11 protein-coding genes and 2 pseudogenes are annotated in these 14,359 nt (G+C 74.7%); 5 read left to right on the forward strand and 8 right to left on the reverse strand.

Annotation, left to right across the window (positions count from 1 at the left end; genetic code table 11):
* Nucleotides 1-9: 9 nt before the first annotated feature.
* Nucleotides 10-1,038, forward strand: a pseudogene (locus QK442_RS29505) (glycosyl hydrolase); the annotation flags it as partial.
* Nucleotides 1,039-1,638: 600 nt separating this feature from the next.
* Here the strand turns inward: QK442_RS29505 and QK442_RS29510 are convergent.
* From QK442_RS29510 to QK442_RS29545, 8 genes are all read right to left on the reverse strand, one after another.
* Nucleotides 1,639-2,781 carry a GNAT family N-acetyltransferase gene (locus tag QK442_RS29510; protein WP_282697139.1) on the reverse strand — a complete coding sequence of 381 codons (1,143 nt, stop codon included), beginning with the start codon at nucleotides 2,779-2,781 and terminating at the stop codon, nucleotides 1,639-1,641.
* Nucleotides 2,778-3,461 (reverse strand): lipopolysaccharide biosynthesis protein, encoded by a 684-nt coding sequence (locus tag QK442_RS29515; RefSeq protein WP_282697140.1) that lies wholly within the window; start codon nucleotides 3,459-3,461, stop codon nucleotides 2,778-2,780. Before QK442_RS29515 ends, QK442_RS29510 begins: the two co-directional genes overlap by 4 nt.
* Before the next feature lie 65 nt (nucleotides 3,462-3,526).
* A complete protein-coding gene (locus QK442_RS29520) occupies nucleotides 3,527-4,681 on the reverse strand; it encodes a glycosyltransferase (RefSeq protein ID WP_282697141.1) in 1,155 nt (384 codons plus the stop codon).
* Nucleotides 4,678-5,481: a polysaccharide deacetylase family protein gene (locus QK442_RS29525; RefSeq protein ID WP_282697142.1), complete on the reverse strand. Its 804-nt coding sequence runs from the start codon at nucleotides 5,479-5,481 to the stop codon at nucleotides 4,678-4,680. The genes QK442_RS29520 and QK442_RS29525 overlap by 4 nt, the downstream gene beginning before the upstream one ends.
* A complete protein-coding gene (gene murJ, locus QK442_RS29530; RefSeq protein WP_282697143.1) occupies nucleotides 5,378-7,219 on the reverse strand; it encodes a murein biosynthesis integral membrane protein MurJ in 1,842 nt (613 codons plus the stop codon). Before murJ ends, QK442_RS29525 begins: the two co-directional genes overlap by 104 nt.
* 118 nt (nucleotides 7,220-7,337) lie before the next feature.
* Nucleotides 7,338-8,678 (reverse strand): O-antigen ligase family protein, encoded by a 1,341-nt coding sequence (locus tag QK442_RS29535; protein ID WP_282697144.1) that lies wholly within the window; start codon nucleotides 8,676-8,678, stop codon nucleotides 7,338-7,340.
* Between the two features lie 2 nt (nucleotides 8,679-8,680).
* The gene (locus QK442_RS29540; protein WP_282697145.1) at nucleotides 8,681-10,135 is read right to left on the reverse strand and encodes an exopolysaccharide biosynthesis polyprenyl glycosylphosphotransferase; all 1,455 of its coding nucleotides are present in this window, start codon (nucleotides 10,133-10,135) and stop codon (nucleotides 8,681-8,683) included.
* Nucleotides 10,132-11,268 (reverse strand): glycosyltransferase, encoded by a 1,137-nt coding sequence (locus tag QK442_RS29545; RefSeq protein WP_282697146.1) that lies wholly within the window; start codon nucleotides 11,266-11,268, stop codon nucleotides 10,132-10,134. The genes QK442_RS29540 and QK442_RS29545 overlap by 4 nt, the downstream gene beginning before the upstream one ends.
* 488 nt (nucleotides 11,269-11,756) lie before the next feature.
* Between QK442_RS29545 and QK442_RS29550 the strand changes: the two genes are divergently transcribed.
* The 4 genes and pseudogenes from QK442_RS29550 to QK442_RS29565 all read left to right on the forward strand — a co-directional run.
* Nucleotides 11,757-11,996: a chaplin gene (locus QK442_RS29550; RefSeq protein ID WP_282697147.1), complete on the forward strand. Its 240-nt coding sequence runs from the start codon at nucleotides 11,757-11,759 to the stop codon at nucleotides 11,994-11,996.
* Nucleotides 11,997-12,271: 275 nt separating this feature from the next.
* Nucleotides 12,272-13,189, forward strand: a complete 918-nt coding sequence (locus QK442_RS29555) for a hypothetical protein (RefSeq protein ID WP_282697148.1) — start codon at nucleotides 12,272-12,274, stop codon at nucleotides 13,187-13,189.
* Nucleotides 13,190-13,435: 246 nt separating this feature from the next.
* Nucleotides 13,436-13,708: a hypothetical protein gene (locus tag QK442_RS29560; RefSeq protein ID WP_282697149.1), complete on the forward strand. Its 273-nt coding sequence runs from the start codon at nucleotides 13,436-13,438 to the stop codon at nucleotides 13,706-13,708.
* Between the two features lie 161 nt (nucleotides 13,709-13,869).
* Nucleotides 13,870-14,359: pseudogene (locus tag QK442_RS29565) on the forward strand (hypothetical protein); the annotation flags it as partial.

Below are 14,359 nucleotides of genomic sequence, written 5' to 3' on the forward strand. Positions count from 1 at the left end.
GGAGCGGCCATGGAACCTGTCGGAGGAACACCGAGAAAACGAAAGACATGGCTGGGGGTGATCACCGCCGGCCTCCTCGCCTCAGGTTCTGTCGTGCTGTCGGCACCCGCCCACGCCTCCCCCTCCCTAACGACGGAGGACCCCCGTCCGACTCTCCCCGCCACCAGCGCCATGGGGGCCTTCCTCGACTCGGGCGCGCGCGGGGTCGCCCGGATCGGCCAGCTGGAGCGCTGGCTCGGCGGCCGCGAGCTCCGGGTGGGCCACACGTACCTGCCCGGCGACCTCTGGTCCAACATCGAGGGCCCGCCCGGCTTCCTCGAATCCTGGTCCGTCTGGCGCAACGCCAAACGGGACCGGATGCTCGTCCTCAACGTCCCCATGCTGGAACGGAACGAGGCCGGCGTCTCCGACCGGGAGGTCCGCCGCCTGCTCCAGCTCGGCGCCGCGGGCTACTACGACCACCACTTCCGCACCCTCGCCCGCCGGCTCGTCACGGCCGGAGCCACGGACACGATCCTCGTCCTCGGCTGGGAGATGAACGGCACCACGTACACCCACCGGTGCGGACCGGACCCGACGGCCTGGAAGAAGTACTGGAACCGGATCGTCACGACCATGCGGGCCGTGCCCGGCCAGAAGTTCCGCTTCGACTTCAACCCCAGCCGGGGCCGGGACGCCGTGCCGTGGACCGAGTGCTACCCCGGCGACGACGTCGTCGACATCATCGGCATGGACTCGTACGACCAGCCGCGCGGCGCCGATTTCGACCAGCACGTGAACGAGCCGTACGGCCTGCGGAAGCAGGTCGAATTCGCCGCCGAGCACGGAAAGCAGATCTCCTATCCCGAATGGGGGCTCTTCCGGAACGGCGACAACCCCACGTACATCCGGCGCATGCTGGAGTGGATCCGGGAGCACAAACCGCTGTACCACACGATCACGGACTACTGCCCGCACGGCGTCTGGCAGTGCAGCGGCAACCCGCGGTCGTCCCAGGTGTTCCGGGACATGCTGTACGGGACGGAGCCGCCGGCACCGGTGGATCCGGTGGATCCGGTCGATCCGACGAAGCCTGAGCCGAAGCCTGAGCCGAAGCCGGAACCGAAGCCTGAGCCGAAGCCTGAGCCGAAGCCTGAGCCGAAGCCTGAGCCGAAGCCGGAACCGAAGCCTGAGCCCAAGCCGGAACCGAAGCCTGAGCCCAAGCCTGAGCCCAAGCCGGAGCCGAAGCCGGAACCGAAGCCGGAACCGAAGCCGGAACCGAAGCCTGAGCCCAAGCCTGAGCCCAAGCCGGAACCGAAGCCTGAGCCCAAGCCTGAGCCCAAGCCGGAGCCGAAGCCGGAACCGAAGCCGGAACCGAAGCCGGAACCGAAGCCGGAACCGAAGCCTGAGCCCAAGCCGGAACCGAAGCCCGAGCCGAAGCCGGAACCGAAGCCTGAGCCCAAGCCTGAGCCCAAGCCGGAACCGAAGCCGGAACCCAAGCCCGACTGTTGGAAGGTCGAGCTCGGGTCGTGGCTGGAGAGTTGGCTGGGTGGGCCGGTGTGTGTGCCGAGCACCGGCACCACCTGGAAGGACGAGCTGGGGATCGACCTCGACTGGAAGGGGGCTCTGACGGGCGTCTGGCCCTTCTGACGGGAGGCGTCAGGCGCGGGGCGCGGGAGCGCGGCCGGGCAGGCGGGCGAGGAGCCGGCCGGCCCAGGCCCGCTCCCGCGCCTGCCGGGCCGCCCACCGGCGGGTGTCGGCCGCGCCCGCGTGGAGCCACAGCAGCGGGGCCGTACCGCGGCCGGCGAGCAGCAGCCGCCGGTTGCGGACCGGCTCCGGACGCCAGTGGTGCTTGTACGGCTCGCTGCCCCGCAGCATGCTCAGCGTGGCCCGGCCGCCCGCGCTGGTCTCCCGGGCCCCGTGCCGCAGCAGCATCGCGGCGACGTCGACCTTCCGCTCCCGCAGCACCGGGTCGGCCCCGTACAGATAGCCGCCGGCCAGGCGCGGGGACATCAGGGTGAGGTCGGCGGCGACCACGTCCCCGCCGAGCCGGAACTCGGTGACCATCGCGTCGCCGCGCTCCACCATGGGCCGGACCGCGCGCGCCAGGTGCTGGGCGAACCGCTCGCTGGTGTGCTCGGCGGTCACCCCGCGGCCCCGCCACTGGAGCTGGTGGAGGGTCAGGAGCCGGTCGAGGGCGGCGGGCACGTCGGGACCGGTCACCACGTGCGCGTCGATGCCGAGCGCGTCGAGCTTGCGCAGCTTGGCGCGGACCCGCTGGGCCTTCCCGGAGGGGATCCGTTCGAGCAGGCCCTCCATGGGGACGGCGGGCAGCTCCAGACAGAGCGAGTCCGGCAGCCGGCGGCGCGGGCCGCGCCACTGGGCGTAGACCCGTTCGGCGGCGGCGCCGGGCCGCACCTCGCGCAGGTCGACGACCGCGCCCCGCGCCGTACGGGCGATCGCCCCGGCCAGGACGGCCGCCGCGTCCGGCCGCTCGTCGTCGAGGAGGACGTCGGTGAAGTCGGTGATGGCGCCGCCGAGCTGGGTCAGCACCGGCAGTGGCCCGCGCGCCCGCATCAGCGGCGCCGCGGCCACCAGCGCCCCGGCCCCGTCCCGTACGAGCACCACCCGCAGGGCGCCGGGCCGCCCGTACGAGAGCCACCAGGAGTGCAGCCAGGAGTGGGACTGGAAGGGGGTGGCGGAGGAGCAGCGCCCGTACAGCGCCGTCCACTCGGCCGCCAGCCGCCCGAAGCCCTCCGTGTCACGGCAGATCTCGGTCCGCAGCGCTCTTCGCGTGCTCACACGGCCTCCGGTTCCGGCTGGTGGGCGGCGGGCGCGGGGACCGCGGCGCCCGTGGCCCCGGGGGTCCCGGCCGGGCGGGAGTGCCGGCCCTCGGCGCGTCCGGCGGCCCGCTTCGGCCGGACGAGCAGCGCGAGCCCGCCGAGCAGCCCGCCGGCGCAGGCGCCGACCAGGGCGGAGAGCGGCGCGGACGGCGACACCGGGTCGACCGGCTTGGTCGCGCGGGAGAACTGCACCACCTTCACGCCCGTACTGCCCGCCACGTGAGAGGAGTTGACGACGAGCGAGCGGGCCACGCCGTCGGCGATCGACACCGCCTGCGCGGGCTTCGCGGCCCGGGCGGTGATCGAGATCATCGGCGCGTCCGGGGAGGTCTCCGCCCGCACGCTCTCGCGGAGCGTGGCGGCGGTGACGCCCGCCCACACCTGGGCGTCGCCGGTCACCGCGATGTCGGTGGCGACCCGCCCGTACGCCTGGGCGAAGCCGAGCGCCGCCGACGGGTCGGACTTCTCGCCGGGTACGACGATGACGTAGCTGGTGGCCGCGTACTCGGGCGTCTTCAGCGCCCCGTAGCCGCCGCCGAGCGCGGCCCCGGCGACCACGGCGGCGGGCAGCACCGCCCAGCGGCCTGGGGAGCGCAGTCGGGCGGGCAGGCGGACGGCGCGGGATGGGGTGGTGGTCATGACGGGCTCTCTCGCTTCAACGGGACTTCGGAGGGACTTCGACGGGACCTCGACAGAGCGGGGTCTCATGGGGTCGGACCGCCGTGGACGGCCCGGTCGTAGAGGGCCATCAGCCGGTCGGCGCTGTGCGCGATGTCGTAGCGGCGGGCGGCGGCGGGCGCGGGCAGCCGTACGGGCCGGGGGCCCCGCTCGGCCCGCAGCGCGCGCAGGGCGCCGATCAGCTCGGGCACCGACTCGCCGATCCGGCGGGCGCCCGGCGCCGCGTCCGCCGGCAGGTCCTCGATCGCCGGGCACGCCACGTAGAGCACCGGCAGCCCGGCGGCCAGCGCCTCGACGACGGCGAGCCCGAAGGTCTCGTCGGGGGAGGTGGAGACGAAGACGTCCATCGCGGCGAGGAGTTCGGGGAGCATCGGCCCGGCGGGGCCGTGCGCCGGCGGGTCCTCGCACGCGCCGAAGAACAGGACACGGCCGGCGGCGCCGCACTCGCGGGCCACCGCCCGCAGCTCCTCGCGCCGCTCGCCGTCGCCGACGAGCAGCAGCCGGGCCTCCGGCACCGAGGCCACGGCCCGGATCAGCCGGTCGAACCGCTTGCCCGGCGCGAGCCGTCCCACCCCGCCGACGACGAACGCGTCCTCCGGGATGCCGAGGACGCCCCGGGTGAGGCGGCGGGCGCGCGGGACGAAGGCGAAGCGGCCGGTCTCGATGCCGTTCGGCACGACCTCGATCCGCTCCGGCGCCACCCCCCAGTCGGCGAGCCGGCGGGCCACGCTCGCCGAGACCGCGACCGTGGAGGTGCCGAGGCGTTCCGAGGCCAGATAGAGCGCGCGGGTGCCCGCCGACAAGGGGCGGCCCTCGATCTGCGCCTCGCCGAGCGAGTGCTCGGTGGCGATGACCCGGCGGACCCCGCCGAGCCGGGCGGCGAGCCGGCCGTAGACGCACGCCCGGTACAGGTGGGTGTGGACCAGGTCGTAGCCGCCCTCGCGGACGAGCCGGACGAGCCGGGGCAGCGCCCCGAGGTCCCGGTTCCCGGCCATCCCCAGGTGGGTGACCGGGGTGCCGTCCGCCTCGATGCCCAGCGCGACCGGGCCCGGGTTGGTGAGCGCCACCACCCGGCCCCGGACGGGGAGGTGACGCAGCAGCAGCCGCAGCTGCTGCTCGGCGCCGCCGATGCCGAGGCCGGTGATGACGTGCAGCACCTTGAGCCTGCCGGTCCCGCTCATCCCAGGACCGCCGCGGCCGGGCCCGCCTGGGCGGGGAGCAGTTCGGCGGGGTGGCGGCGGCGCAGCGGGTGCAGGGCCCGCTTGGCGGTGAGCCGCCAGGAGGTGTCGTCCTCGCCGATGTGAATACGTGGCAGAGCGTACGCACTGGTCAGCGGGCCGGGGTCGATGGCGCAGGCGTAGCCGTACCCGGCCTTGCGCACGGCGCGGACCACGCGCGGGTCGACCGCCCCGTACGGATAGCAGAAGCCGTCCACCGGGCCGCCGGTGATCTCCTCCAGGAGGGCCCGGGAGCGCCGGGTCTCGTCGGCGAGGGTGGCGTCGTCGGCCTCGGTGAGCCGCCGGTGGGTCAGGCCGTGCGAACCGATCTCCATGCCGGCGCCGGCGATCCGCTCGATGCCCTCCTCGGTGAGCAGCGACTTGCGCGGGCCGTCGGCGTCCCAGTCGTTGACGCCGCCGAGCCGGCCCGGCAGGACGTACACGGTGGCGGTGAAGCCGTGCCGGCGCAGCAGAGGCAGCGCCGAGTCGAGGAAGTCGGCGTAGCCGTCGTCGAAGGTGAGACCGACGAGCCCCTTCGCCCGCCCTTCGGCGGTCGCGGCGAGCAGCTCCCGCACGGACACCCCGCGCAGCCCCCGGTCGCCCAGCCAGTGGAGCTGGCGGGCGAAGCGCACGGGGGAGACGGTCACCCGGTACGGGTCGTCAGCGGTGTCCGCGATCGAGTGGTACATCGCCACCCACAGGGGAGGCTTCGCCCACAGGGGAGGCTTCGGCAGCAGACGGCGCAGCGCGGTGGGGGCGGGCATGGTCGGTCCTTCGGCGTCGGAGGGCGGTGTGGGGGAGGGGAGGGATCTCCGGCGCCGTGGCGGCGCAGGCGATGAAGACCAGGAAGACGCCGCCGGTGACGAGGCCGGCGACGGCGACGGCGGCCGCCGGCGGGCCGATCGCCATCGAGCAGAGCCAGGCCGCGCCGGTCGCCGACGCGGCGGCCAGGGTGAGCCGCAGCAGGCCCTCGCCGAGCCGGCCCGGCCGCACCGGGACGGTCTGCCGGTGGGCGCCGCACAGCAGCAGGACGGCGGTCAGGGTGATGCCGAGCGCGTTGGCGGCGGCGATGCCGACGGCGCCCCAGGCCCGCGCGCCGGGCACCCCGGCGGCGGCGGTGGCGGCGAGCCCGAGGCCCATCGCGGCGGCCGGGTACCAGAGGGGGCGGGCGGCGGAGAAGTAGCAGCGGACGAGGGCGCCGACCATGGTCTGGCCGAGAAGGCCGAGCGCGTAGACCCGCATCACGGCGGCGGTGGCGGCCGTGTCCGTACGGCCGAACTCCCCGCGCTGGAACAGCAGTTCGACGATCTTCGGGGCGGCGGCGATCACCACGGAGGTGCCCGCGAGGACCACCACGGCCGCGAGCAGCAGATCCCGCTCGACCCGCCGCCGTGCCTCCTCCGGATCACCCGCCGCCAGCGCCCGCGCGACCACCGGGAAGCTGACCGTGCACAGCATCAGCGACAGGATCATCGGCAACTGGGCGATCTTCTGCGCGTAGTTCAGGTGCGAGATCGCCCCCGCCGGCAGCGGCGCGGCGAGGAACCGCTCGATCAGCGTCTGCGACTGCCGGACCAGCGAGAAGACGACCACCGGCGCGATCAGCCCCACGACGACGAGCCGCCCGGCCCCGCCGCCCTCCGCCACCAGGGCCTCCGGCTCCCGCGAGGGCACCGGCCGCGCCCGCAGCTCCCGCAGCAGCGCCGGCGCCTGCACGAGCACCATGAGCACCCCGCCGACCGCCACCCCCGCGGCGGCCGACCGCACCCCCCACGCCCCGCGGAGCAGCACCATCGTGCCGATGATCCCCACGTTGTACGCCACGTAGATCGCGGCCGGCGGCAGGAAGACGTGGTGCGCCCGCAGCGCCGCCGAGCAGTACCCGACCAGCGCGAAGGTGAGCACACAGGTCGCGGTGAGCCGGACGCAGTCCACCGCGAGCCCCGGATCGGGGAGCCCGGGCGCGAGCAGCGAGACGACCGCGGGGGCGGCGGCGATCAGGGCGGCGGCGACGATCCCCACCGAGAGCACGAGCCGGGGCAGGGTCCCCCGGACGAGCTCCCGCACGGGATCGCCGAACAGGCTCCCCGAACGGCGGGCAAGGGCTCGCGAGAACGCCGGGATGAGGATCAGCGCCATGGCGTCCTCGATGAGCAGTGTGGACGCGAACTCCGGCACCGTCCACGCCACCAGGAAGGCGTCCGTCTCGGCGCCCGCGCCGAAGTACCCGGCGAGGATCTGGTCCCGCAGGAGCCCGAGCACCGCCCCGGCGGCGGTGAGTCCCGCCGTCACGGCCGCCGCCCTGGCGAGGAACCCCCGCCCCGCCCGCGCCTTCACCCGCGCGTGCGCCCGCCGCCCGGTGCGCGGGGGCGGCGGAGCGGTGAGCGTGGTGGTGGCCGCCGGAGGTACGACCTCCGGCCCCGCGCCCGCTTTCGTACCACCGCCCCCCGGCAGCACGGCGGCCCCCGGGGCGCACGGGGAGTCCGTGGCGCCCGGGGGCATGGGGGACCAGGGGTCGGTCAGGGGCCCGCCGCGCGGCGGGCACGGCGGGGCGGCCCCGCCGCCGGCCCCCGGGGGCGCGACACGCGCGTCCGTGGGATCCGGCGGACCGCCCCACGGGTCACGCACCGCGCACCTCCACCGGACCCTCGGCGTCGGGCGCCAGCGCCCACCAGGCCGCGAGGCCGAAGACCACCGACATCAGCACCGTCGACGGGCCGCCGATGTCCGCGTAGAAGAAGTCGATCAGCTGCCAGGCGAGCAGCCCGCTCGCGACCAGCGCGCAGTCCGCGCCCGCCCGGCGCCGCCGCAGCGCGGCCACGAGCAGCGCCAGCCAGCTGCCCGCGAGGGCGAGCAGCCCGATCAGCCCCTGCTCGCCGAGGACCAGGAGGTACATGTTGTGCGGGGAGAGCAGCGGCTGCTTCCGGAAGCCCGCGCCCGCACCGGCCGTGTCGCTGCCGGAGGAGAGCGCCACCGAGGCGTTCGAGTCCCGGTACTGGGGGAAGCCCTTGAGCCCCACCCCGGTCAGCGGCTCGGAGCGCCACATCCGCCCGGCCGCCGCCCACATCGTGTACCGGTCCGTCACCGACTGGTCCGGCGCCGCCGTCACCCGCGTGATGCTGGTGACCCGCTCCTCCACCATCGTCGACCCGACCCCGAACCCGCCGACAAGCACCACCGCCAGCGCGCCCACCGCGAGCGCCACCCGCGCCGCCCGGCGCACCCCGCCGAGCAGCAGCTGGATCCCGCAGGCCAGCACGGTCGCGATCCACGCGCCCCGGCTGAAGGACAGCACCAGCGGCACCACGAGCAGCCCCACGCAGACGAGCGCGGCCGTCCGGGCCCGCCCCGGGCCGCTGCCCAGGGCCAGACCGACCACGGTCACCAGGCCGTACGCGACCACCGTCGCCATGCCCATCACGTCGGTCGCCCCGAAGGTGCCGACCGCCCGGATGTCCTCCCCCTGGTACGAGGCGCCGGTCCCCGTCAGGTACTGCGTGACGCCCACCGCGCCCTGGAGCAGCGCGAGCCCCACGAGGCCCCACGCCACCACCGCGAAGTCCCGCCGGTCCCGGATCATCAGGAGCACGGCCGCCGGGACCAGGACGAAGACCTGGAGGTAACGGGCGACGCCCGGCAGGCTGGAGGCCGGGTCGTTCGAGGTGATCGCGGCCAGGCACACCCCGAACACCGGAAGGCCGAGGACGACCGCCGCCGTCCGGGTCAGCGGCCGGGTGCCGCCGCGCAGGATCCGTACGAGACAGATCAGCACGAGGAGACCGGAGGCCGCGTCGGCGACCGTGCCGGTCCCGCCCGTCCCGCCCTGCGCCCCGCCGGAGCCGGGCACGAGGAGCAGCCCGATCACCGCCAGGACCGGGGAGAGCGCCCCGGCCCGGCGGGCCCAGTCCCGGACGTCCGGGACCTCCGCGAGGCCCGGCGCCGTCGTCACGGCCGTGGCCATCCTCAGCTCCCCGTCGGTCGGAGCAGCCCGGCCGCGGTGCGGATCAGGATGCAGACGTCCTGCCAGAGCGACCAGTGGTCGATGTAGTGGTTGTCGAAGCGGCAGCGGTCCTCGATCGAGGTGTCGCCGCGCAGCCCGTGCACCTGTGCCAGACCGGTGAGCCCGACCGGCATCCGGTGGCGGGCCGCGTACCCGGCGTGGATCTTGCTGAACTGGGCGACGAAGTACGGGCGTTCGGGACGCGGACCGACCAGGCTCATGTCGCCGCGGAGCACGTTCCACAACTGCGGCAGCTCGTCGAGCGAGGACTTCCGCAGGATGCGGCCGGCCGCGCTCATCCGCCGGTCCCCGGCCACGTTCCACCGGGTCGCCGACTCCGTCTCGTCCGAGGGCCGGAGCGTACGGAACTTCAGCAGCGTGAAGTGGCGCCCGTGCTGGCCCACCCGCTCCTGCCGGAACAGCACCCCGGGCCCGTCCGAGAGCCGCACCGCGAGCGCGCACACCGCGAGCACCGGCAGCGCGAGCACGAGCGCCGGCAGCACGAGCACGACGTCGAGGACCCGCTTGGCCCGCACCCCGCCCCGTTCGGCGGGCGTGATGAGCCGCCGGCGCGCGTATCCCCACACGTGCTCGCCCATCGGCCCGTCCTGCCGCTCCCCGCCGACCCGCCAGGTCGTACAGCCGTAGTGCTGGAAGAGGGTCACGAGCTCGGGCTCGTCGGAGAGGAACACCGCCTCGCGGACCGTGTTCTGGATGACCGCCCGGTGGATCTCCTCCGCCGTCGTCAGCAGCGGCAGCCCCGGCTCAAGGGGTCGCTGCTCGCCGACGGTCGCGTCCGGCAGCCCCACGACGCCGACCGGCCGCATCCCGTACTCGGGGTGCTGGACGGCCGCCGCCGCGAACCGGCGGGCCGCCGCGGGCGGGCCCACCACCAGCGCGGACCGGGGCCGCTCCCGGGCGATCCGCCGCCCGCGCGCGAGCAGCACCGCCCGCAGCACGGCCACGACCCCGACGTGCACGCCGTACGCGCCGCACAGCCGCAGCGGCCCGATCGCAAGGGCCGGCGACCAGGCCGCGGCACCGGCCGCCGCCACGCACCACACCACCCCGGCCCGGGAGGCCAGGGCGGGCAGCTCGTCGAGGAGCCGCACGTGCGCCGCCGGCCGGTGGAGCCCGCCGCGCCCGTGGAGGACGAGCAGCAGCGCGGCGACCGGAAGCAGCAGCCGCGGATCCCGGTGGGCGGGGCCGAGCAGCGCGGCACCGGCGAGCACGGCCAGACAGTCGACGGCCCGCAGCACCCCCGTCCCGGGACCCGGCCGTACGGCCGTCCGGCGGCGCGGCGGCGCGAGCCGGCCGGACAGCCGCCGCCGGGGGAGGAGCGAGGCAGGACCGAAGGCCGGGCCCGCGACGGGCCACGGCCCGGGAGAGGAGGGGACGCTGGTGCTTTCCGTGGTCACTGCGCAATCGGCTCTCTGTGCTCGGTGCCCCGCACTCCGGCCACCTCGCGGTAGATCTCCGCGACGGCCGCTCCGGTGCGCCGCACATCGAATCTGTTGAGGACGTGCTCGTGGGCCTCCCGGCCCAGGCGGTGCCGCAGCTCCGGCCGGCCGAGGAGGCGGCCGAGAGCGGCGGCGAGGGCGGCCGGGTCCTCGGACGGGACCAGGCACGGGGCTTCGTGGCCGGGCGGCAGGCTCTCGCGGGCGCCGTCCACGTCGGTGACGACCACCGGCCGGCCCGCCGCCATCGCCTCAAGGGGTGCCAGGGCCATGCCCTCCCAGCGGGACGGCAGTACGACGACGTCCGCCGCCCGGTACCAGGGGGCGGTGTCGCCCACGGCGCCGGTGAACCGCACCGACGGGCCGGCGGCGGCCCGCAGCCGTTCCTCGTCCGGCCCGTCGCCGACCAGTACCAGGCGGGCGGCCGGCACCTCGGCGAGGACCGCGGGCCAGGCGGCGAGCAGCACGTCCTGGCCCTTCTGCCGGCAGAGCCGGCCCACGCACACCACGGTGGGCGCCGGGTTCCCGGCGGGCCCGCCGGTCGCGAACCGGGCCACGTCCACCCCGTTGTGCACGACCGACCAGGCCGCCACGACCCCGGCCTCCTCGCCGGTACGCCGCTCCGCCTCGCTCACGCACAGGATCCGGTCGGCCCAGCGGGCACCGAACCGCTCCCAGCGGCGGGCGAGTTCCGCGGTGGTGCCGGTGACGGCCTCGAAGGACCAGGCGTGCGGCTGGTACACGGTCGGGATCCGGCCGCGCACCGCGAGCCGGGCGCACAGGCCCGCCTTCGCCGAGTGCGCGTGGACGAGCCCGGGCCGGACGGCCCGCACCACCCGGGCGAGCTCGCGGGTCTCCCGGAGCAGCGCGGGACCGGGCTCGCGGCCGGCCCGCCAGTCGTGGACCTCGGTGTCCCCGGCGCGCAGCTCGGCGGCGAGGGCGGTGCCGGGCGGGCAGGCGACGACGGGCCGCAGCCCGGCCGCGCGCTGGGCGCGCACCAGGTCGACGACGACCCTGGCCACCCCGCCGTCGCCGGGCTGGACCGCGTGAAGGACGGTGACGGACCCGGAGTCCGCCTCGATCGGCGCCCGCACGTCAGCGCCGTACGTCCGCGGTGTCCCAGGCGGGCGGAACCGCGCGCGAAAGCGCGCACGACACGCCGCGACGCACGGCAAGAACCGCTGAATTCCGCATACAGGTTCTCCGCTTTTTTGTCGAGAGAAGGAAGGGAAGACCCGTGAAGACAGGGTGAGGGGGAAGGGGAGTTGTCATCCGCACAAAATGGGTGAACGCGCGGCGGGCCCGGAAGCAACGTTCGGGAACGTTATAACCCCGACGCGGAGCGATAGTAAGCATTAGATGCCTGGAAACCCTAACTCCCGTATCCGTGCGGCAGGTTCCTCGTTGAGCGTGTTGCGCCATTCCCCGCCCCGTCCCCCGAATGGCCCTCCGCCAAGCCAAAGATCGGTTGAACGTCACCCGTTCGGGAGAGCAACCGATGAAAATCCGGCGCGTTGTTGAGGGAGCCGGGCCGAACAGTCCGTGCAGTCCGAGTTGAAAATCGATCGAGGAGAACTTCTCCATGTCCCGTATCGCGAAGGCCGTTGTCCTGACCGTGGGTGCCGCCGCCGCGGTCGCCGGTACCGCCGGTGCCGCCGCCGCCGACTCCATCGCCGAGGGCGCTGCCGTGAAGTCCCCCGGTGTCGGCTCCGGCAACGTCGTGCAGGTCCCGATCCACATCCCGGTCAACCTCTGCGGCAACACCGTGAGCGTCATCGGTGCGCTGAACCCGGCCTTCGGCAACACCTGCGTCAACGCCTGATCTCGCACGTCGGATCGGTCCTTCCGAAGCCGGTGCGCCCACCCTCTCGGGTGGGCGCACCGGCTTTTCCCTTGCGGCCACTGGGTCGGTACTCGTTCGGACGCACCCCCGTGCGCCGTCCGGTGCAACGGCGCACGCCCCTTCCGGGGGCAGGTCGGAGGGGTGGATTCACCCGAACGGAGGCGTGGCGCTCAGTAGCTCCGTGGTTGCAGAGCGCTATGCCTGCAGGCACGGTGGGAGAACTGTTGTCCGACGCATAAGGAAAAGGAACACATATGCGTCCCCTGGCTTCACGCCGCCTCACCGCCCTGGCGATATCCGCCGCCATCACCCTCGGCACGGCGGGACCCGCCGTCGCCGGCGAACACCACCCGTCCCGCGCGGCCGACCGTGCCGCCCACGCCCCGCTCCCCGACGCGGCCGCGCTGCTGACCCGGACCAAGGCCCTCGGCGACCTCGGCGGGGTGACGGCCCCCGTGACCGAACTCGTCACCGCAGCCCTCAAGGCCGATGAGGGCCAGGTCCCCGCGGCCGACGCCGAGGCCCTCAAGGCCGAGATCCAGGCCGCCGTCGACCGGGCGAAGGAGGCGGCCCCCGCGCCGCTGCCGGAGACGCCGACCGCCCCGGAGGCGCCCACCGCTCCGGAGCTGCCGGTCACCCCGGAGGCGCCGACCGCTCCGGAGCTGCCGGTCACCCCGCCCGTCGTGGAGACCCCGGCCGAGCTGCCGGTGAAGCCGCCGGTCGCACTGCCCGTCGCGGCCGTGAAGGCGGAGAAGGCCGGAGTGCCGGCGCAGGCCGTGAAGGCGGCCCCCGCGGACGTGGTGGGCGATGCCCTCGCCTCCGTCGAGAAGGCCGTCGCCGCACTCCTCGCCGCCGTCACCTCGGGGAACGTCGCCGGAGTCGTCCCGCAGGTCACGGCCACGCTGACCTCCCTGGTCAACCTCGCCCTCGCCACCTTGCTCGGCAGCGGTCTGCCCGCGCCGGACCTGCCGGGCCTGCCCCAGCTGCCCCCGCTTCCGGTGGAGGTCCCGGACCTGCCGGTCGACCCGCCGGAGCTGCCGGTCGATGCGCCGGAGCTGCCCGTCGATGCCCCGGAGCTGCCGGTCGATGCGCCGGAGCTGCCCGTCGATGCCCCGGAGCTGCCGGTCGATGCGCCGGAGCTGCCGGTGAAGCCGTCGCTGCCGGTCGGCTGACCCGCGCCCGCACCCGACCCGTACCGGTCCGGCCTCCCGCCGGGCCGGTACGGGTCTGCGCGCGTCCGGTCACCTCATCGGGAAATCGCACCGGTCCCCTTCGATCGGGTGCAGTGTCGAGAAATCCTTCCTCCCGGAGTTTCCGGGGAGCGCACCTCTCGTTACAGAAGGCAGAACGACACGCGGGAATTCCTCAAGAAGCCTGCGTGGAAAGTGACTTGAAAGAACAGCGGAAGGATTCTCCCCATGAAGCCCACCAAGGTCGCCGCGGCCGTCGCCGGTTCGCTCATGGCCCTCGGCGTCGCCACCCCCGCCATGGCCGCGGAGGCGATGACCCCGACCAGCCTCAACGGCGGCCTGGAGGCGATCGCCGCCAACGGACTGAAGTCGGACGTGCTCAGCAGCACCACCGAAGGTTCCCCGGTCAAGAGCGTCACCGACACCGCGACCCAGCTGAACCAGACCGGCAAGGGCCTCCCGCTGCTCGGCGGCCTCCCGGCCAACCCGCTGGGCGGCTGATCGAATGATTTTCTGACCGGTCGCCGTGTGGCCTCGACACCACACGGTGTGCCGCTCCCTACTCTCAGGACCGTCCCGCACGAACTCAGCGCGGTGACACGGCCGGTCGGAGCGAGGGGGGATCCTCGCCGGTCTCTCCCTTTCTCCCGAGGAAGAGCGGTATGCGGTCCATCATCAACAGGAAAGTACTCACCGCGGCGGCAGCGACCGGCTTGCTGTCGCTGACCGGCGGCTTCGCTCTGGCCGCGAACTCGCACCCCGGCACGGGCGACACGCCGGGCCCGGGCAACGGCCAGGCCCACGCCCCCCTTTCGCCGGAACTCTGCGGCGCGAACATGGACCTGGGCGATTACGTCGCATCGGTCGTCGGAGACCTCTGCGCCCACGCGACGGGGGAACCCGACGGCTACGGCGACGAGCCCGGGAAGCCGACCCACCACCCCACCACGAAGCCCCCTCACACTCACCCGCCGACGACTCCGCCGGGTGAGTGCGAGGAGGGTGAGCCGGGGTGTGAGCCCACCACGCCACCGACGACGACGCCTCCGACCACTCACCCGCCGACGACTCCGCCGGGTGAGTGTGAAGAGGGTGAGCCGGGGTGTGAGCCCACCACGCCACCGACGACGACGCCTCCGACCACTCACCCGC

It is taken from the genome of Streptomyces sp. CC208A (assembly GCF_030010625.1).
In the GTDB taxonomy this organism is placed as follows: domain Bacteria; phylum Actinomycetota; class Actinomycetes; order Streptomycetales; family Streptomycetaceae; genus Streptomyces.